Annotated in this window: 20 protein-coding genes; 14 read left to right on the plus strand and 6 right to left on the minus strand. The window is 45.2% G+C overall.

What is annotated here, in order from left to right; genetic code table 11:
* Window positions 1-340: 340 nt before the first annotated feature.
* Together JGK20_RS22320 and JGK20_RS22325 are read left to right on the plus strand one after the other, a co-directional pair.
* Window positions 341-634, plus strand: coding sequence for an NAD(P) transhydrogenase subunit alpha (locus JGK20_RS22320; RefSeq protein ID WP_006633295.1), 294 nt, complete (start codon window positions 341-343; stop codon window positions 632-634).
* Window positions 631-2040 carry an NAD(P)(+) transhydrogenase (Re/Si-specific) subunit beta gene (locus JGK20_RS22325; RefSeq protein ID WP_293232194.1) on the plus strand — a complete coding sequence of 470 codons (1410 nt, stop codon included), beginning with the start codon at window positions 631-633 and terminating at the stop codon, window positions 2038-2040. The genes JGK20_RS22320 and JGK20_RS22325 overlap by 4 nt, the downstream gene beginning before the upstream one ends.
* Window positions 2041-2203: 163 nt before the next feature.
* Here JGK20_RS22325 and JGK20_RS22330 read toward each other — a convergent pair whose 3' ends face one another.
* From JGK20_RS22330 to JGK20_RS22345, 4 genes are read right to left on the minus strand one after another with little or no spacing between them, the layout of a single operon-like run.
* Complete coding sequence (locus JGK20_RS22330; protein WP_293205807.1) at window positions 2204-2566, minus strand: DUF5615 family PIN-like protein; 363 nt, start codon at window positions 2564-2566, stop codon at window positions 2204-2206.
* Entirely contained in the window at window positions 2566-2907 is a 342-nt protein-coding gene (locus JGK20_RS22335; RefSeq protein WP_293205805.1) for a DUF433 domain-containing protein, read from the minus strand. Before JGK20_RS22335 ends, JGK20_RS22330 begins: the two co-directional genes overlap by 1 nt.
* Window positions 2898-3122, minus strand: a complete 225-nt coding sequence (locus tag JGK20_RS22340) for a type II toxin-antitoxin system HicB family antitoxin (RefSeq protein WP_293205803.1) — start codon at window positions 3120-3122, stop codon at window positions 2898-2900. The genes JGK20_RS22335 and JGK20_RS22340 overlap by 10 nt, the downstream gene beginning before the upstream one ends.
* 51 nt (window positions 3123-3173) lie before the next feature.
* A complete protein-coding gene (locus JGK20_RS22345) occupies window positions 3174-3536 on the minus strand; it encodes a tetratricopeptide repeat protein (RefSeq protein WP_293205801.1) in 363 nt (120 codons plus the stop codon).
* On the opposite strand from JGK20_RS22345, the gene JGK20_RS22350 reads away from it, so the two are divergent.
* Window positions 3535-4392, plus strand: coding sequence for a COP23 domain-containing protein (locus JGK20_RS22350; RefSeq protein WP_293205800.1), 858 nt, complete (start codon window positions 3535-3537; stop codon window positions 4390-4392). The two genes, JGK20_RS22345 and JGK20_RS22350, sit on opposite strands and share 2 nt — an antisense overlap.
* Before the next feature lie 173 nt (window positions 4393-4565).
* Here JGK20_RS22350 and JGK20_RS22355 read toward each other — a convergent pair whose 3' ends face one another.
* Both JGK20_RS22355 and JGK20_RS22360 read right to left on the minus strand, forming a co-directional pair.
* On the minus strand, window positions 4566-5825 hold the full coding sequence (locus JGK20_RS22355; protein ID WP_293205798.1) for a GUN4 domain-containing protein: 1260 nt from the start codon (window positions 5823-5825) through the stop codon (window positions 4566-4568).
* Between the two features lie 257 nt (window positions 5826-6082).
* Window positions 6083-6226: an HIG1 domain-containing protein gene (locus JGK20_RS22360; protein ID WP_293232196.1), complete on the minus strand. Its 144-nt coding sequence runs from the start codon at window positions 6224-6226 to the stop codon at window positions 6083-6085.
* 267 nt (window positions 6227-6493) lie between these two features.
* Here JGK20_RS22360 and JGK20_RS22365 point away from each other — a divergent pair, with 267 nt between their 5' ends.
* From JGK20_RS22365 to JGK20_RS22415, 11 genes are all read left to right on the plus strand, one after another.
* Complete coding sequence (locus JGK20_RS22365; protein ID WP_293205794.1) at window positions 6494-7189, plus strand: hypothetical protein; 696 nt, start codon at window positions 6494-6496, stop codon at window positions 7187-7189.
* A gap of 186 nt (window positions 7190-7375) precedes the next feature.
* Window positions 7376-7723 (plus strand): DUF433 domain-containing protein, encoded by a 348-nt coding sequence (locus tag JGK20_RS22370; RefSeq protein WP_293205792.1) that lies wholly within the window; start codon window positions 7376-7378, stop codon window positions 7721-7723.
* Between the two features lie 83 nt (window positions 7724-7806).
* Entirely contained in the window at window positions 7807-8133 is a 327-nt protein-coding gene (locus JGK20_RS22375) for a DUF433 domain-containing protein (protein ID WP_293205790.1), read from the plus strand.
* Between the two features lie 3 nt (window positions 8134-8136).
* The gene (locus JGK20_RS22380; RefSeq protein ID WP_293205788.1) at window positions 8137-8478 is read left to right on the plus strand and encodes a DUF5615 family PIN-like protein; all 342 of its coding nucleotides are present in this window, start codon (window positions 8137-8139) and stop codon (window positions 8476-8478) included.
* A gap of 114 nt (window positions 8479-8592) precedes the next feature.
* A complete protein-coding gene (locus tag JGK20_RS22385) occupies window positions 8593-8901 on the plus strand; it encodes a hypothetical protein (protein ID WP_293232198.1) in 309 nt (102 codons plus the stop codon).
* A complete protein-coding gene (locus JGK20_RS22390; protein ID WP_293232200.1) occupies window positions 8804-11098 on the plus strand; it encodes a protein-arginine deiminase family protein in 2295 nt (764 codons plus the stop codon). The genes JGK20_RS22385 and JGK20_RS22390 overlap by 98 nt, the downstream gene beginning before the upstream one ends.
* A 316-nt stretch (window positions 11099-11414) precedes the next feature.
* A complete protein-coding gene (locus JGK20_RS22395) occupies window positions 11415-11654 on the plus strand; it encodes a DUF5615 family PIN-like protein (protein WP_293192917.1) in 240 nt (79 codons plus the stop codon).
* Between the two features lie 194 nt (window positions 11655-11848).
* Window positions 11849-12940 carry a hypothetical protein gene (locus tag JGK20_RS22400; RefSeq protein ID WP_293178188.1) on the plus strand — a complete coding sequence of 364 codons (1092 nt, stop codon included), beginning with the start codon at window positions 11849-11851 and terminating at the stop codon, window positions 12938-12940.
* A gap of 214 nt (window positions 12941-13154) precedes the next feature.
* On the plus strand, window positions 13155-16130 hold the full coding sequence (gene pruA, locus JGK20_RS22405) for an L-glutamate gamma-semialdehyde dehydrogenase (protein WP_293232202.1): 2976 nt from the start codon (window positions 13155-13157) through the stop codon (window positions 16128-16130).
* A 517-nt stretch (window positions 16131-16647) separates the two neighbouring features.
* Window positions 16648-18321, plus strand: coding sequence for a glycosyltransferase family 39 protein (locus JGK20_RS22410; protein WP_293232204.1), 1674 nt, complete (start codon window positions 16648-16650; stop codon window positions 18319-18321).
* Window positions 18322-18601: 280 nt separating this feature from the next.
* The gene (locus JGK20_RS22415) at window positions 18602-19081 is read left to right on the plus strand and encodes a hypothetical protein (protein WP_293178197.1); all 480 of its coding nucleotides are present in this window, start codon (window positions 18602-18604) and stop codon (window positions 19079-19081) included.
* The last annotated feature ends 38 nt before the right edge of the window (window positions 19082-19119 follow it).

Below are 19119 nucleotides of genomic sequence, written 5' to 3' on the forward strand. Positions count from 1 at the left end.
GCGGCTACACAAACAATGTCCGCCTCCGCGGACTAATGAAGCCCCGGCGATTGAAATCGCGGCTACACAAACAATGTCCGCCTCCGCGGACTAATGAAGTTCTATAGTTACAGGGCTCTGCCTATCAGTGATACCAAATCTGGCTAGAATACCCCTTTTATTTCTTAGTCTGCGGAGGCAGACTTCGTTTGTGTAGTAGCGGTTTCAACCGCCGAATCATCTTTTATTTCTTAGTCTGCGGAGGCAGACTTCGTTTGTGTAGTAGCGGTTTCAACCGCCGAATCTTAATGCAAAACGCAACCGAGAACGAGTTATTTCCAATCACCAACTCACACTTATTATGGCAGAAGGATTGATTGCAGGTTTAGTGGTGTTTACCCTAGCATCGTTTGTGGGATTTGAAGTTATTAACAAAGTCCCACCGACGCTACATACACCTTTGATGTCGGGTTCTAATGCGATTTCAGGAATTGCGGTTTTAGGGGCGATTCTAATTTCAGGCCAAGGTAATGTGACTGTTACTTCGATTTTGGGGACGATCGCGATCGCCCTAGCCACAATTAACGTTGTCGGCGGTTTCCTAGTAACCGATCGAATGCTGCAAATGTTCAAGAAAAAAGAGGTTAAAGCGTGAGCGATTTTCTACCCAGCGGCATTCAGCTAGGCTATCTAGTGGCCGCATCTTTATTTATCGTCGGTTTGAAACAGTTGGGTTCCCCGGCTACTGCGCGTCAAGGAAACGTGTTAGCTGCGATCGGGATGTTAATTGCGATCGTCGGTACTTTACTGGAAAAGCAAGTAGTCAGCTACGAATTGATTGCTGTTGGCATCATCATCGGTTCCATTTTGGGAACAATTATGGCGAAAACCGTGGCGATGACGGATATGCCGCAGATGGTGGGTTTGCTTAACGGTTTTGGCGGCGCAGCTTCTGCACTCGTTGCTGTAGGGGAATTCTGGCGCTATCTCAGCATCCCCCAATCGCCTGCGCCCGATGCGACAATTACGATTCTTTTGGGCGTGTTAATCGGCGGAATTACCTTTACTGGTAGCCTTGTGGCGTTTGCAAAACTGCAAGAATTGCTGCCGGGGGCGCCGATTTCGTTTCCGCTGCAACAGCCGTTTAATGCAATACTTGCGATCGCACTTTTAGCCGGCAGCGGTTATATGGTGTTTCACCCCGAGGATGTGCCGGTATTCTTGGGTTTGGTGGCGATTTCCAATATCCTGGGGATCATGTTTGTGCTGCCGATCGGCGGCGGCGATATGCCGGTGGTGGTGTCGCTGCTTAACTCGTATTCGGGGATTGCGGCGAGTGTGGCTGGGTTCATTTTGATGAACAATATGCTAATCATTGCTGGTGCACTTGTTGGCGCGTCTGGAATCATTTTGACGCAGATTATGTGCAAGGCGATGAATCGATCGATCTCTAACGTGCTGTTTGGCGCATTTGGAGGCGGCGGCGGTGGTGCGGCTGCTGGGGCTGCTGCTGGTGGGGCGATCGACAAAACTGTTCGCAGCATCAATCTCGAAGAAAGTGCGATGATGTTGGGTTATGCGCGATCGGTAGTAATTATTCCGGGTTACGGAATGGCTGTAGCGCAAGCCCAGCATTCGGTACGCGAGTTAGCCGACGGTTTGGAAAAAATGGGTGTTGACGTGAAATACGCGATTCACCCGGTGGCTGGGCGGATGCCGGGGCACATGAATGTGTTGCTAGCGGAAGCAAATGTGCCTTATCCGCAGTTGTACGATATGGACGATATCAACCCGCAATTTGACGAAACCGATGTTGCTTTGGTAATCGGGGCGAATGATGTCGTGAATCCGGCGGCGCGCCACGATACGGCTAGCCCGATTTACGGGATGCCGATTTTGGAGGTTGATAAGGCCAAGCATACGATCGTGATCAAGCGCGGTATGAGTGCTGGTTTTTCGGGTGTTGACAACGAGTTGTTTTACAAAGATAAGACGATGATGTTGTTTGGTAGCGCTAAGGATGTGGTTGCAAAATTGGTTGCTGAGGTGAAGCAGTTGTAGGATTTTTGCGATCGTACATTAACGCGGATTAACGCAGACGATAAAACCCGGTTTCTTCCAGAAACCGGGTTTTTGTATTGATATAAATATTCTTCAGTCGGCGGAGGCCGACTTCGTTTGTATAGTCGCGATTTCAATCGCCGAGTCTTCTCTATGCGATAAATTACATCAGCGGGATAAATTCAATCCGATCTTGATACTCATTTTCAAAAGATGCTCCAGCAATTTCAATTAAACCCTCAATTACCTTGCCAATATCTACATTTAAACGAATTGTCAGAATTCCTGGGACGTGACGACCTTGGGCTATATGGTCTGACAAATGAACTGGCATTGAACGTCGGTTATTAGTAACGAGGATAAAGTTATTCTCCTCGCACCAACATAAAATTTCTGGGTCTTTCGTTCCTTTTGGCGGAACACCTTCATCACCAACTACCAACACAATAATATCCGATTGATGATATAAAAGCTGCACTCGATATTCAGGAGCCATATTTTCGTCTAACAAGTATTTAACAATCATTAATGCGCTCGATCCAGTTGTTGCGATTTATTTTTTTGTTCCCTAAGCTGACGCATTTTTAAGACAAAAGGTGATGGATTGCGATCGTACTCAGCTTCAGCTTTTAGGCAATATTCTAACCAGTCTCCTACATATTTACCTACAGTTTTTTGATTTTCTAGATAGTACAAAATCGTAGCATAAACTTGAGCCATAGTAACTGTCCGAAATTTTTGAGCTATGGCTTCTGGAGTTTGGTTGCGGTAAATGTATTCGTAGAGAATGTGTTCGATACCTACGCGGGTTCCTTTGATGCGGATATCTTCTGGTGTTAAGAATTCAAAGTAATCTTCTAATTGCATGATTTTCGCTCGTGTTCCATAAATTTACTATGCAGCCGATTCTTTACTTCAGAAGGATCTGCTGTCTCAAAAAATAGTTCTAGCGCCTCGATGAGATTCCGTCGGGCTTCTTCTATATTGTCACCTTGGCTGGCAATATCAAGTTCTGGGCAAAGGGATATATATCCGTCGCCTTCTCGTTCAATGATTGCTGTAAACTGTTGTGTTGAGTTCATAATTTGAAGTGGCGGACTGCCAAGCTCAAACAATTATAGTTTTACTTGATATTATATCGCATCTTTTGCACTTTTGTTCGGTGTGTGTGAAAAGCCTTGTTCTCTGGCTTTTTGAAACCAGCGATCTGCTTGAGTGCGATCGGCTGCTACACCGTCAGCACCGCACAGATAAATTCCTGCTAAGTTGTTTGAAGCAACACCATAGCCTTGTTCAGCGGATTTGATGTACCATTGAATCGCTTTCATGGTACTTGTTTCTACACCTAATCCTAAATGGTACATACTGGCAATGACGCACTGGGATTCAGCATTTCCCTCTTCTGCTAGCGGTTTTAACAAGCTAAATGCTTGGGTGTAATTGCAGGTATTAAAAGCGACTAAACCTTTTTTTAGATTGGAGTTATCTGGTTGCATGGTAACAAAGGGCGATCGACAGCCAGCGAGTTTTTCGGGAATATGTTACTTTGCTGGTGTAGAATTTCTCAACTTATTATCGCACAACTTACCCGTTGGACGACGCCTAGAAACCGGGTTTTTTACCGAATTTCTGGGTGAGTGCGAAGTATTGTCGAAAAAAACCCGGTTTCTGACTTCCCGCGCGCAAGTTCTATCTCGTTTCTGTAGTCTATTAAAATTTGATGGAGGATGCTTTACCGTGACTAATGGTGGAAAGTTTTGGAACGTTACACACGCAACTATCGGTGTACTAGGTTTATTCGCGGCTGTTGTTGGTGCCGCCATTGCTTATTCTCAAGGTTGGCCGCCCCTGCTGTTTGGACAAAACGCTCGTTTTTCCTGTCAACTTCGACCGGATACTCAGCGGGGTGGTGAAGTTTGGACTGTCATGTACCGTCACGATAAAGGTCAACAACCTTGGCTGAAAATGGTGACAACTTTAGGCAGCGATTTTACGCCTGCAAAACGCTGCGAAATAATTTCTGAACGCTTGGAAGGTTTTCGCAAAGATGGTTTGATTCGCTTAGGTTATCGAGGCGATCCTAATACGCCAAAGCAATACGTGATTTGTGCTAAAACTAAGTTGAGTGGCGATAGTTGTCCGCTGTTGGTAACGTTGAAACCGGGTAGCGATACAGAGGCTTATAACGCAATGCGAGATATGACAGAAAATCTGTTGAGTGGTACTGGGGTTTATCAAAATAGTGAGGGTAAGTTGGCAACTTCTAAGTTTTCTGAGACTTCGCCAGAGATTGATTTAACTCCTTTTTTGGCAGAGGAGGATAGGATTACTGGATCTAATTCTGCTAAGTGATATCATACTTGATAGCCAGCGAATGTCATTGCTTCACTTCGCTCGCAATGACATATAAGAATAAGGTTAATGGACATCAGATAACCCCCCAGTGCCAGGTATTGGAAACTCAGACATCGCATGACTTCGTGGATTTTGACTCCCGGACAATTTTTAATAAAAAATTGAAGCCTTTATAGGTTACACGTTACAAGTGTCTGCACCGGACCCTTTACCTCAGGATTCCATCCCATCATCCATACCCCCACTAACCCGAATTTCGACGGACTAACTCGCCCCGACCACCCCGCTGGGAGGTGGGCTTTTGGTGCATTGGTATCAAAAGTTAGTTGAGAATATGACATCCATTCTCCTTTTTCTCCTCTCTGTTTCCAGCCAATCTCCTCTCCATACTTTAACCAGACCTTCTTATCATGCTCTTTAGTGCCGCGAAGACTTTGATAAGTCTGCCTCTGCACCGAAAAACCGAAGCGTCCATCACTGTATTTTACCCAAAGTCGATCCATCGCCCGCAAATCAGGACAGGAAAAATTTTTGATACTGTCAATGTCTATCCAACCTTCTTTTTGTCTCCCCGCTACTTCTAACATTTTGTTAGTAGTTTCCCCATCTGCTTCCTTCCACTTCCCGGCTTCCAATAACTGTTCCAGTTTAGTATAATCTACTTTAGCAATGAGTTTATTTTCCAAATTAGACTGATTTGCCAAATAAGTTTTAATCGGAATTCCCCACCGAAAAGTATTAACTTGTACCCCTCCACCAGCGACTCTTGCCGCCGCTTGTTGCAGCGCCACTTGCTGTTGCGGAGACAAACTTGCTTGCTGACTCTGCAAATCAGCAACAATTTGAGCGTCCGTTTTCCCATGAACTGCAACCACTTTCCCGCTAGCATCTAAAACAGGCCCGCCACTCATCCCGCCAAAAGTATTAGCATCATAGGAAATCCCATAACCCTGTTCCAACACATCCAACCCCGATACCGAACCTCGCACAAACTGTCTCACTAATTTGCCGCCACCAGCCCTGTCTGGAAACCCAGAAATGTAGATTTGATCTGTTTGTTTCACGCTATCGGAATCGCCAAAATTGAGACTCGGATAAGGACATTTATCCCCGGCAGACTGAAACGTTACCACTGCTAAATCCAGATTGGGACTTGCTTGGATACTGTTAGTTTTATGAAGTTTTTGGTCGTTAGTTTGCAAGTTCAAACTGCGCCCTTCCACCACATGACGTGCCGTGAGTACCGTACAAACTCCCGCAGGCCCCGCTACAATAAAGCCCGTACCGTGTCCGCTTTCATTTTGGTAGGAAATCAGCACGATGCTATTTTTAACTGTTTCCGCAATTTCTTGAGATGACTTCGGCTGGGAGCAACTTGTTAAGGAAAGTGCGATAAGGGTGAAGATTAGCCAGCAAGAGCGAAATTTCATAGATTTTGCTGATAGTTTTAGGGAATAAGGGAGTAAATGAATAATTTCTACAACAGTGATGTGTTGTTTTCCAGGTAGGAGATTAATATGAAAGTATACCATTTTTTTGCGATCGTAGCTACGAGTAAGGAGATGGAACGATCGGAGGTGACAAGTTAAGATTCAGGACTTACTGACTCCGACAAAAAAACCGGGTTTTTACCGAATCTGTGGGCAGCCACGAAGTTTTTTCGTAAAAAACCCGGTTTCTGGGCCCCTCACTTCCTTCTGCTTATTCTGCTTCTCAGCATCCTGTTTGCTTCTTGCCTGCCGCGAAACTTCCACACTAACAAATAACACACCAAACAAAATGCCCACATCCCCACCACAATCCAAACTTCTTCGGGTAACATTGACTTCATACATTTGCATTTGCGCGCTGCCAAGCTCAAACAATTATAGTTTTACTTGAGATTGTATCCTATCGATCGCACTTTTGCGAGATAGTCGATCGCCCCATGCAATACTAGCTTGGTTTAAATAGTCACGGGCGATCGGTGCGTGTAAAAATTTTTACACGCACCGATCGGAGATTCTTTAAATGTAATAAAAATCTAAAGAATTAATCGATCGGCAAAAATTGTACTAACCTTAGAGCTAAAGTCAATTAAGTTAAAAATTTTTCAACTATGTCAGAGCAACCTTTTAACATCCGCCAACTAGACGGTCTAGATTATGACGAAGCAGAACCGCTCCTGGAAGATTATCAGGAAACGTTAATCGAGCTATTTGTCAATTCTCCCGAAGGAGAAGAATACTGTAAAACTTATCCAGACGTTGGATTTTGGATCGCGCAGTTCATTTATTACGGTTTCGGCTATGAAGGTTTTACGCTGCCTCGCATGAAAGTGGAAGATGTGGAAACTGTAATCGAAGACTTATTTCCCAGGAAAGTGACTTTGCTTTCGCCGGAAGAAGGTGAAAATGCTATTCCGGAATTATTGGCGTTCTGGCAATTTTTGAAACGAGAATTTAAACTGCGAAATGCTACTTCAATTATCAAATACCTGCGAGATATCGAGCATGATTTTGGGGAAATCATGGGAGATTCCTCTAAATTCGGATTTGCCAAATCTTTTATGACGCTCGGTCATCAAGCAGGGTTTGATATGAGTGCGGAGGACGGTCTAAAACAATTTCAGGAGATATATAATGCTAGCATTGCCCCTATAATTGCAGCTCAAAACTCCGATGCCTCTGGATTTTTAAGCAAACCGATAAGTGGTAGTGCTGTCGATCGCTCTAAAGCAAGTAAAGAAAAGCAAAAAAAAGTCAAAAATACGGCGGCTGAATCGAGAAAACGCAACCGCACTAAGAAAAAATGAGGTATAGGAGGAGGCAGGAGGGAAAAGCGCGAAAAACACGAAAAACAAGGGATTGGCGATCGCATACACAGATGTAGAGGATGCGATCGCGATTTTTCTGAGTTTGTTCGGTAACATAGCTAGACATGAAGAAACTCGCCAGCTAAAATATTAAATATGCCTTCCCAAACAAACGAGGTGTTAACTGTGACAATAACCGAATTAAAAGTCGATTTGGCATCTTTAAATTTAGCAGATAAAGCAGCAGCTATAGAAATTTTACTTAAAACCTTAAGCAATAGTTCGCTAGGTATTAAAAAAACTCCCGGCGTGTGTGGCGGCGATGCTTGTGTTGGCAATACTCGCATACAAGTTTGGGTACTTGTGGGTTATCGCCGTCTCGGATGCAGCGATGCTGAACTTTTCAAGTGCTATCCTCATTTAACTGCTGCTGACTTAGTAAATGCTTGGGCTTATGCTGATGCTTACCCAGAAGAAATTGAACAAGCAATCAAAGAAAATAATGAAGTTAGGGAAGAAAGCGAGGTTTATTAAAAGTTAGAATATTTTTACACAGGGGTGAGTTTGCTATAATATATCGCACCCATATTGCTTCGATAAAAATGGAAGAGTAAACAATGACACTGAAAGAATTAGAAAAACAACTCCTTGCCTTAACTCCCCGTGAAAAAACTCAGGCCATACAGCTATTAGTTCAAAGTTTAAGCAATACTTGGCAAGGAATAGAAAAAACTCCTGGCGTGTGTGGCGGTAGGGCTTGCATCGCTGGGACTCGCATCCCTGTTTGGGTAATGATTGAAGCTCGTCGTCTCGGATACAGTGAAGCCGATTTGCTAGAAAATTATCCCACTATTGGTGCGGCAGATCTGGCAAATACCTGGGCTTATGCTGAGGCATATCCTGATGAAATTGAACTGGCAATCCGAGAAAATGAGGAAGCCTAAAATATGGCGCGTTTATATTCAGATGAGCAATACCCAATAGCTGTTGTAAAAATTCTCCGAACTCTCGGTCACGATGTTTTAACTGTTCAAGAAGCAGGAAATGCTGGACTGAAAATTCCTGACGATCGAGTGTTAACATTTGCAACGAGTGACGAGCGATCGGTGTTAACATTGAATCGGCAAGATTTCATCCGACTTCATCGCCTGCAACCCAATCATTCTGGTATTATTACTTGTACTAACGATCGCAATTGGGAAAGGTTGGCATCACGTATCGATGATGCTATTTCTGCTGAAGAAACATTGAGTGGTAAATTGATTCGGGTGGTACGTCCCCAAAACTGAAAAAAAAGCCGTGAAGCGTAGCTATCCCGTAGGGAATCGCCCAAACCTATCCTAAAATCTTACTAAATGCACCAAGATTAGGTAAAATCATTTGGGTGTCTGAGGATTAACTATATGCGCTGGGTTCGATATGTGGCGATCGCGATCGTCAATGCTTTCGGTGTCGTCATCGGTATAATTTGGGTTGCAATCCCTGCAACACTCTCCCAACCTTCCCTAAACTACCAACTCGCACTCTCCCCGCGATCGCCCGACGGCGACACTCCGCAATCCCTCCCGGAACTCTACAAATTGCGCGATCGCCTCAAGGTACAATTAGATAAACTTGCCCAAACTCCCGACAGCAGTCTGTTTTCTCCCGAATATTGGCAACCAGAAAAACGTTCAAAATCAGATTCAAATCGAAAAACAAGCCAAAAATAATTGGGACGAAGCTGCTAGAATAGCTTCCCAAGCCGTCGTAATCGGACGCACTTCTAAAGCCGATCCCGCTACTTGGGAACAGTCGCAACGCTTTTGGCAATTGGCTATCAATAACCTCCGGCTCATTCCCCACGGTTCTTTTTTGGCTGAACGGGCGATCGACAAAACCATCGAATATCAAGGAAACCTCACTCTCGCTACCTACGAATGGCAAGTAGCACGTTCTACACAGAAAATTAGAGCCGAGGAAGAACAGGTAAGAGAAATCGCCAGAAAAGAGCAAGAGAAAATAGAATTTGCTCGCCGAGAAATAGAGAGACAAGAACAAGAGAAAAAAGAACTCGCCCGCAGAGAACTAGAAAGACAAGAATTTGCAAGGCAAGAATTAGTCCGCCAAGAACAAGAAAAACAAGAACTCGCCCGCCAAGCAAAAGATAGGGAAGAATTAGCACTAAAAGAACTAGAAAGGCAAGAATTAGAAAAGCAAGAACTCGCCCTAAAAGAACAACAAAGACAACTATTAGAACTCAATCAACCAGCAACTCCCCAACCAACTCCCGAGTCAACCGCAACAGCAATTCCCGAATCAACCGCAACCGCAACTCCAGCCCCAGTTACGCCCGCCACCTCACCGACCAACTTCTTCTTTGCGGGAGATACTAACAGAGACGGCGAAATTAATCAGCTAGACGAAGCCGGAAAAGAACAATGGTCATTGTCCAGCGGCGCGCTGATTGTGTATAACGATCGCAATAACGATCGCCGCAGCAAAATACCGACTTGGCAAGAAACCAAGGTTAGCGTCCCTCGCCGCGCAGCAATGCTTTCTCAAGTTAACTTAATCCTGTCGGAAAAATTCAAAAATTCTCAATTATTTATCACCGCTGACAGCATTGGCAGCCCTTACGTCAGCGTTTTTCAGAAAACTGCCGGCGGCTGGCTACCTGTAGATATATCCGGTACTAAACCCATAATTTTCAGCACCAATATTGTTTTAGGAGTGGAAGCCAAACAATTTGCCGATCGCAATTGGAACGGCACTGTTAATCTCAAAGCAACCGCCGAAAATAACGGTCAACAAATCGCCGCCGCGACCATCCAAATGGGCGTTAGTCCTTGGATGATAGCACCAAATACAGCACCAGTAACAGAAGTTCAGGTCAGCGATCGAGGCTCGGCTAACAGTGAATTTATCTCCCAACTCAAACAAGCTGTAGAACCCACGGGCGCTCAAGTAAAAATCATCCAGGGTGATAATGCTTGGATGCAAGACAGTCATAAAAATGGCTACGTTCAAGTTCCAGAAAAATCCGATATGCGTCAAGTTAATGTCGCGATTAAAAGCCCTAGCAATCCAGCACTCGACAAGCCGGCTAAGTCAAATCAAGAGCGGGATTTGAGAGTATTTAAAATTGGCAAACCTCGCTCTTTAGACCCTGTGAATCAGTGGTCTGATGGATACGGAAATTTGCAGGTGACGCCGCCGATTCCCGGACATCCAATGGGTCGAGTTTATTACGGAAATTCGGGGAATGCTGGTTTTAATCCTGAGGTACTTGATTTTATTCAAGCTCAAAGAATTCAAGGCCCAGCGGTGGATATTGATACTTCTTGGCTTTTGACTCGCCAAGTCGATGAAATTATCAATTTTATTCCCACTCAAATTCCGGGAAAATATATAATGGCGATCGCCAGTCCAGAAGCCGGAGTTAGGCTGTTGGAAGAATTGGCGGGAAAAGGTTATGGTGATGTTACAATCAATCGCGGCTTGAGCACCGAAACTACAGTCAGGGCTGCCTTGAATAATCCTGCTTTAATTCAACACAATCTCAATCTGCAAAAGCAGAAACTCTATCCGATTTTAGAGAAGTTGAAAAGAGAGTTTTCCCTCGCAGACGACCAAATCGTTCAGGTTCCAGCGATGTTTGGCTACAGCGGTTATGCTTGGTGGCCGAATATGGTCAATTCGGTGCCTGTTAACGGTAAGTTGTTAGTCTCAAATCCGCGCGGCCCGATAATTGATGGTCTAGATTACACTCAAGAAAGATTGCGCCAATTGCTGCTTCCTGCTGGTGTTAGCATGAGTTTTCTGGACGATAGATATTATCAAGAATTGAAAGGAAATGTACAGTCGGCGACGAATACTGTGAGGAAGCCTGAACCCCGGCCTTTTTGGCAATCTTTGCCTAATAATTGAGTATCTTGTAGGGGCGGGTTCGCCAAAAATTCCCGCCAAAAACCCACAATCTCAAAAACCCGCCCCCACCCAACGATAAATTCAAATGTACCAATTTTGTAGTCAAAGTAGGGTACGTCGCTACGATAATCTAGGTAATTTACGACAATATATGAGCGACGCACCCGCGCCGCGAGTGATATCGTTTCCGGTTGTATGGAAATGATTTAACCGCAGAGGGCGCAGAGGACACAGAGAGAGAATAGAGAGATTAATAATTCCTATGCAACGGGATTTGATATGAAAGTAGGGTGTGTCGCTGCGATAATCTCGGTAATTGACGACAATATATGAGCGACGCACCCGCGCCGCTGTTACAAACGAACGGGCAGTTTTGACACTAAATCGTATCGATTTTATTCGACTGCACGCTTCACAGCCTAACCATGCTGGTATCATTGTCTGTAAAGACGACCAACAGGACAGACAGAGGATGGCTACACGAATTTCGGAGGCTATTTCTAATGTGGAAACATTGACAGGGAGGCTCCTTAGAGTCAATCGTCCATCTCGATAAATATCAGAGGTTTTAAAAGTTGCTAAATTTGCGATCGCCCCAGCCGACAAATTTCTCATAAAATTGGCTTGTAGTGAGGACTTCAGTCCTAAGTGCGAAGGGGACGCTCGCGCCCTCAGCATCATTCGACCATCACCAGATTTAATATAACGTAAAATGTCTAAAAGCAGTATTTGTACAAAAAATTTAGTCCCATGAGTAACGAACAGGAAAAAAATCAAATTTTGACTCAGCAACCGGAAACAATTGCTACTGACAGCGATGAGTTCGCGAATACTGTCATTACCAATCCCCATACAACCTCCGAACCCGCAGAAACTCTCGCTGAAATCCCCCCAATTGAAGATGCTTTAGCAGCAACTTCCGAACCCCCAGAAACTCCTACAGAAAATCTCCCCAGTGAAAATGTTTTAGCAGCAACTTCCGAACCCCCAGAAACTCCTACAGAAAATCTCCCCAGTGAAAATGTTTTAACAGCAACTTCCCAACCCCCAGAAACTTCCGATGAAATTGCCGCACCCGAAAATATTTTAACGGCAATAGACGAAACAGAAACAATTCCAATTTCCGCCGAAAATGCCCCGGAAACCAGTCAAAATATCGGTGATTTACCTGTTACAAATTACACCGCAAATCCCGATCGCAAACCAAGTCGAATCTGGCAAATATTGGCAATTTTTCTGAGCGGAATGTTAGTCGGTTCCACGATAAGTCTCGGCAGTTTGCTCGCGTGGAGAATGTATCAAGAAAGAGCGAACCTTCAAATCAGATTGCCTTCCGACGTACCCCTACCGGAAAGCGCTCCCCCTGTTCCAACAGCGCGCGCCTACCGCCAGCCCGGAGTGCCCCCAGCACCCCAGCAGACACTGCCCGCCAACAGCGCACCATCGCCGAATCCGACTCAAGTACCATCGCTCTCAGGCGTTCCGCAACTTGCTTCCCCGTCACCGTTACCTTCTCCGGCGGCGTCTCCCGCTGCGGTGGAAACCCCTGTAACTGAGCGAGTTAGCTTTCCAGCAGGTGCTACCGGAACTACTCTCAGCAATAGTTTGCCAGCCAACAAATCGAAGCGCTACTTGCTAGAATGCAATAGCGGCCAAAGCATGACAGTAAAGGTTCAAGAAGGTCAAGTTAGTGCAGATATTATTGCTCCTAACGGTGAAAAAGTAGGTACTGTTGATAGCACAGGTCAGTGGCAAGGTCAACTAGCCAGCAGCGGCGATTATACTATTGAAATTTCGGGCGATCGCCAAGCAAACTACGGAGTGAAAATTGAAGTCAAATAGCCAGTATAATTGTATCAGGGGGTAGTTGCACAATAGATCGACCCGCCCTGGTTGCCAATGGGAGCATCTCAGTTTTGTAAAAAGCATTTTTTTATTGTAGTGCGAGCGTCCCCGCTCGCGTATTGTACAATACGCGAGCGGGGACGCTCGCACTGTAAATGCAAAAGTGAGATGCTCCCGTTGCCAATTACCCATTACCAATTACTAATTACCAATGGTCGCACAAGTATCTCCAAGCATCTACGAAGCAAAGACTCAGGAAATTGCTAAAGAAATCCTTAAGGCAACTCAAGACAAAAAGCGATCGTTTATTGGTCAATTGCAAGACCAAATGCGTTGGGACGACAAACTGATGGATTGGGCGATGGCTAGCCCTGGATTGCGGGTGCAATTGTTTCGATTTATTGACTGTTTACCCGCACTCCGCAGCAAGCCGGAAATTGCCCGCCACTTGCAAGAATACCTGACTGTGGAAGAGGTAGAATTGCCGGAAGCTTTGAAAAAATTGCTAAGTTTTACTAACGCTGATTCGATTCCTGGACAATTGGCGGCGACGACGGTTGCACCTGCTGTAGAAACTTTGGCGCACAAGTATATTTCTGGGGAAAATATCAAGCAGGTAATTAAAACCTTAGAACGACTTCGCAAAGATAAAATGGGTTTTACAGTTGACCTTTTGGGCGAAGCTGTGATTACTGAAACTGAGGCGGAAGTTTATCTGAATCGCTATTTGGAATTGATGACCGAATTGAGCAGTGCAGCTAAGAATTGGTCGCAGGTAGATGCGATTGATAAGGCTGACGGCGAAACTCTGCCGCGAGTGCAAGTATCTGTCAAGTTAACGGCTTTTTATTCTCAGTTCGATCCGCTGGATGCGAAAGGCAGCGAGGAAAAAGTTAGCGAGAGAATTCGCCTGTTATTGCGGCGCGCTAAAGAGTTGGGTGCGGCTGTTCACTTCGACATGGAACAGTACGAATATAAGAGTTTAACTCTCAGCATTCTCAAAGACTTATTGTTAGAGGAAGAGTTCCGCAATCGCACAGATGTCGGAATTACAATGCAGGCATATTTGCGTGATAGCAAACAAGATTTGCAAGGCATTATTGCTTGGGCGAAAAAACGCGGAAATCCGGTAACGGTGCGTGTGGTGAAAGGCGCTTACTGGGATCAGGAAACTATCAAGGCGATGCAGAAGGATTGGCCGCAGCCTGTCTACAATGACAAGGTTGCTACGGATGCAAATTTTGAGCAGATGACTCAGTTACTGCTCGAAAATCATGAATATTTGTATGCTGCGATCGCAAGTCACAACGTCCGATCGCAAGCCAGGGCGATCGCGATTGCCGAGACTCTCAATATACCGCGCCGCCGCTTTGAGATGCAAGTGCTGTACGGCATGGGCGACAAACTGGCCAAGCTTTTGGTCGATCGCGGTTATCGCGTCCGAGTATACTGTCCCTACGGCGATTTGCTCCCAGGAATGGCCTATTTAATCCGCCGATTGCTGGAAAATACCGCCAACAGTTCGTTTATCCGGCAAAGTTCCGAAGAAATGCCGATCGAACAATTATTAGCCGCACCAGTCGCTAATGGCAACGACCAGATAGCTTACAGCAAAGTATTTCCCAACGTCGCCGATACCGACTACGCCAATACCAAATTGCGGCAACAAGCAGAAGCAGCCATCAAATCAGTGCGCGCCAACCTAGGTAAAACGTATTTGCCGCTAATCGATGGCGAGTACCAAAACACCGAAACAACAGTTAATTCCCTCAACCCTTCCAATCCCGCAGAAGTAGTCGGAAAAATCGGATTACTGTCTGAAGAACAAGCCAAACAAGCCCTAGAAGCAGCCAAAGCAGCCTCCACAAGTTGGCGCAAAACCCCCGTTCGCCAGCGCGCCGGAGTCCTCCGCAAAGCAGCCGAATTGATGGAACAGCGGCGCCACGAACTGTCAGCTTGGATGGTGTTTGAAGTCGGCAAACCAGTTAGAGAATGCGATGCCGAAGTTTCCGAAGCCATTGATTTTTGTCGCTACTACGCCGACGAAATGGAACGGTTGGAACAAGGGCAAAATTACGACATCCCCGGAGAAAACAACCGCTATACCTATCAACCGCGCGGCATTTCTCTGATTATTTCACCTTGGAATTTTCCCCTGGCAATTCCCGTCGGGATGACAGTTGCATCGCTAGTTGCAGGTAACTGTACCTTACTCAAGCCTGCGGAATTTTCCACAGTAATTGCTGCAAAGATAGCTGAAATTTTGCTAGAAGCAGGCATCCCCAAAGGCGTATTTCAATACGTACCTTGCAAAGGTTCAACAGTCGGCGCTTACATGGTGAAACATCCCGACGTTCACATGATTACCTTCACAGGTTCTCAGGAAGTTGGCTGTCAGATTTATGCCCAAGCTGCGATTTTGCAACCGGGACAAAAACACCTGAAGCGAGTAATTGCGGAAATGGGTGGCAAGAATGGAATTATTGTCGATGAAAGTGCGGATTTAGACCAAGCAGTTGCTGGCGTAGTTTATTCTGCCTTTGGATATAGCGGTCAAAAATGTTCCGCTTGTTCGCGAGTAATTGTGGTCGAGTCGGTGTACGATGCTTTTGTGGAAAGATTGGTAGAAGCAGCGCGATCGCTCAATGTCGGCCCTGCTGAAAATCCCGGCACTCAAGTCGGGCCTGTCATCGATGCTACGGCGCAGTCGCGCATCCGCGAATACATCGAAAAAGGTCGCGCTGAAGCTAAGATAGCCTTAGAAATGGCCGCGCCCCAAACAGGCTATTTTGTCGGCCCAGTGATTGTGACGGAAGTAGCGCCGACTGCAACTCTCGCCCAAGAAGAAATTTTCGGCCCAGTTTTGTCGGTGATTCGGGCTCATAATTTCGATGAGGCGATCGCAATTGCTAACGATACGAATTTCGCTTTAACTGGTGGATTGTATTCTCGCACGCCTTCGCATATCGATCGCGCCAAAGCCGATTTTGAAGTCGGAAATCTGTACATCAATCGCGGAACTACCGGCGCTGTGGTATCGCGCCAACCCTTCGGAGGATTCAAACTTTCGGGAGTTGGTTCCAAAGCGGGCGGCCCGGATTATTTGCTGCAATTCCTCGAACCTCGTACTATAACTGAAAATATTCAGCGCCAAGGTTTTGCACCGATTGAAGGAGTAGACGATTAATCAGTTGACAGTTGACAGTTGACAGTTGACAGTTGACGATTTGTAGGGGCGAAGCATTTCGGCAGTAAATCTCTGATTCTCACTCATAAGTTATGTGCCGAAATGCTTCGCCCTCTGCAAAAACCAGATGCACCTGTCCTCACTACAAACCATGTTGTCTGTAAGGACTTCAGTCCTCTCTCTGGCTATTAAGAAAGAAAGAAGCACTAATACCATTTTTTTAAAGTTATGACAGACTTTAGAAAACAGGGAAAGGGGATCATCCCGATTGTACAAACATATCCGCAAGGGCGAAGCATTCGCGCCTGTATCCTATCGACTATAGGAGAGATTGTCAGCGCGAATGCTTCGCCCCTACAAAAACGGGATGCTCTGAGCGTGAAAGTGGATTAATTACAATGTCTTGTCGTCCTCGATCTCTATCGGATCTTTAGACAGAAGGACTAAAGTCCTCACTACGAACCGTGTTGTCTGTGGGTGACATCAAAAAAGTTCTGCGAGATTAGCTAGCTAAAAAATGGAATCTACTGAAAATCGCGATCGACTAAATTCTCACAACCCTCCACTTGAGAAGTGGTTGCGATTTTTAATTATAGCCGTATTGGCGATCGGCATTTTATTTCGATTTGTCAATCTCGATCGCAAATTCTACTGGATCGACGAAAACTATACTTCCTTAAGAGTTTCCGGCTACACCGAAGCCGAAATTATCAAACAAATTTCATACCAGAAAATAACTTCGCCCTCGGATTTACAAAAATACCAGCAGATCAACTCCCAAAAAACTTTAAGCAATACCCTCAATTCCTTAACAACCGAAGACCCCCAACACCCGCCACTCTATTACATACTAGCGCGATTTTGGGCGCAATGGTTCGGCAGTTCCGTGGCAACAATGAGAAGTTTGGCCGCCGTCATTAGCTTGCTAGTATTTCCCGCCATTTATTGGCTGGCTTGGGAGTTATTTGAATCCTCTGCTGTGGCTTGGATGGCGATCGCAATTCTCGCCATTTCTCCCTACCACATCCTGTTTGCCCAAGAAGCCAGACAGTACAGTTTGTGGACATTAACTACCATTTTATCCAGTGCAGCCTTATTGCGAGCAATGCGCCCGGATGTCAATCAAAATCCAATGTTGCTGATTTCTCACTGGACACTATACGCAGTCACAGCAGCAATGGGATTGTACACCCACTTATTATTTATCTGCGTAGCCGCAGCCCACGCAATCTACGTCGCAGTTATTGCCAACTGGCGCGATGTTAAAACATTTATTGCCTATTATGCAGCAGCAATGGTCGCCTTAATTGGCTTCATGCCTTCCCTCGTAAATATTGTCGAAAACTTCAATCAAGTTAGAAGTACCACAGTATGGGCAGAACAAACAAATCTCTTCAGATTAGTCAGCAGGTGGGTGGGCGCAGTCAGCATAGGATTTTTTGATATTGGGATTGATGGCACTGCCAACGCCGCACAACTAGCCTTGGTAATTCCCGTTGGCATCCTGATTCTAGCTTTAGTCGGCTATTCCCTTTATTTTCTATGCCGGCAAACACCAAAACGGGTTTGGTTGTTGATATTATTGTTAATTGCCACAACTGCCTTATTTTTGGCAGTGCCCGATATACTTAAAGGCGGGAGGCGATCGGCAAATCCGCGATATTTAGTTCCTTGTTATGTTGGAATTCAGCTAGCAGTTGCTTACCTGCTGTCTGCAAAAATTAGCAACAATTTTGATAACTCAAAACTGCAAAGACTGTGGAAAATAGTTATAGTTGCACTGTTTTGTGCAGGCATCATCTCCGGTGGAGTTAGTTCTCAAGCCGATAGTTGGTGGAATAAAGGCAGCGGTTGGTTGCGTGCGGAATTAGAAGTCGCAGCGACTGTCAATTCTGCAAGCAATCCCTTAATTATCAGCGATGCGAATATCGCATACATCATGCCTTTAAGTTATCGCCTGCAACCAAAAGTCAAACTGCTAATCCAACCCCGCTGTTACACTTCTTGTTACACAAATCGAGAGTTGGCACGAAAAAAACCAGAACCTCCGAAAATTCCCAGCGGTTTGGGCGAGTTGTTTTTATACAGGCCTTCCTCAGATTTGCGATCGGCAATTGAACAGCAAAACTATCAAATAGATCCGGTTGGCGGTAATGTCGAACTCAATCTGTGGAAACTCACCAAAAAATAATTTATAGCGGTTCTCAAAAAAGTGAGGTACGTTGTTGGGATGGGAGCCCTCTTATATTTATTATATAGTAAGCGAGGTCGCATAAAAAACTCCATTTATAGTCACACCTCATCTTTCTGAGAAAGGCTATAAAAACATTAACTAATCAAAATCTGGTTTGCCGGGAAATACTGCCCAGAAACCTGGTTTTTGGAACTATGTCGCAAGTATAATAGAACATAATTACTTTTTGCGGTAAGCTATGATTTAAGAATCACAAACATAACATCAAAAATCTAAAATGACAGTAACTGAAACCTCCAATATTCGCAGACTGCTGTGCGATCCAGATTTAGGGCTAATCCCTCATCTAGAAAAGTGCCTGCAAGATTTGCACTCTTCCTCGATCGCCAATGGAGAGAAATTTAAGCTAGAACCTTACGATATCGAACTCAACAACTGCCACACTCAGAAGCATCCCAACGACCAAAAACCCCTTGTCACTCAGTCAGTGTTAATGAAAATTCCCCTGACTGGGAAAGTTCAAGACAAGATGCACCTGTATCTGATCGCAAGTGAGTTGCAGAACCAAATCGATATCAAAATTATCGACTGGAGTGCCTTAGAACGCCGCCAATACGACATTCACGGCATCCCCTTAAAGCAGCCGATTACCAAAATAGATGGCGAGATGAATTACGAGTTAGTATTCGATCGACCAGGCTACTGCTGCATCACCCTGTGCCGTCAATTTGACTTGACTTACGCCGCCAATTATTAAGTTTTTAGGTACGTTGTTGCGCTTGAGCGCTCTTATAG

The organism is Microcoleus sp. PH2017_05_CCC_O_A (genome assembly GCF_020738785.1).
GTDB lineage: Bacteria > Cyanobacteriota > Cyanobacteriia > Cyanobacteriales > Microcoleaceae > Microcoleus.

Coding starts and splice junctions, on each gene's coding strand:
- JGK20_RS22410 (WP_293232204.1), top strand. CDS start 16,648: ATGGAATCTACTGAAAATCGCGATCGACTAAATTCTCACAACCCTCCA.
- JGK20_RS22415 (WP_293178197.1), top strand. CDS start 18,602: ATGACAGTAACTGAAACCTCCAATATTCGCAGACTGCTGTGCGATCCA.
- JGK20_RS22335 (WP_293205805.1), bottom strand. CDS start 2,907: ATGCAATTAGAAGATTACTTTGAATTCTTAACACCAGAAGATATCCGC.
- JGK20_RS22340 (WP_293205803.1), bottom strand. CDS start 3,122: ATGAACTCAACACAACAGTTTACAGCAATCATTGAACGAGAAGGCGAC.
- JGK20_RS22385 (WP_293232198.1), top strand. CDS start 8,593: ATGCGCTGGGTTCGATATGTGGCGATCGCGATCGTCAATGCTTTCGGT.
- JGK20_RS22320 (WP_006633295.1), top strand. CDS start 341: ATGGCAGAAGGATTGATTGCAGGTTTAGTGGTGTTTACCCTAGCATCG.
- JGK20_RS22400 (WP_293178188.1), top strand. CDS start 11,849: ATGAGTAACGAACAGGAAAAAAATCAAATTTTGACTCAGCAACCGGAA.
- JGK20_RS22365 (WP_293205794.1), top strand. CDS start 6,494: ATGTCAGAGCAACCTTTTAACATCCGCCAACTAGACGGTCTAGATTAT.
- JGK20_RS22330 (WP_293205807.1), bottom strand. CDS start 2,566: ATGATTGTTAAATACTTGTTAGACGAAAATATGGCTCCTGAATATCGA.
- JGK20_RS22355 (WP_293205798.1), bottom strand. CDS start 5,825: ATGAAATTTCGCTCTTGCTGGCTAATCTTCACCCTTATCGCACTTTCC.
- pruA (WP_293232202.1), top strand. CDS start 13,155: ATGGTCGCACAAGTATCTCCAAGCATCTACGAAGCAAAGACTCAGGAA.
- JGK20_RS22350 (WP_293205800.1), top strand. CDS start 3,535: ATGGTAACAAAGGGCGATCGACAGCCAGCGAGTTTTTCGGGAATATGT.
- JGK20_RS22345 (WP_293205801.1), bottom strand. CDS start 3,536: ATGCAACCAGATAACTCCAATCTAAAAAAAGGTTTAGTCGCTTTTAAT.
- JGK20_RS22375 (WP_293205790.1), top strand. CDS start 7,807: ATGACACTGAAAGAATTAGAAAAACAACTCCTTGCCTTAACTCCCCGT.
- JGK20_RS22380 (WP_293205788.1), top strand. CDS start 8,137: ATGGCGCGTTTATATTCAGATGAGCAATACCCAATAGCTGTTGTAAAA.
- JGK20_RS22360 (WP_293232196.1), bottom strand. CDS start 6,226: ATGAAGTCAATGTTACCCGAAGAAGTTTGGATTGTGGTGGGGATGTGG.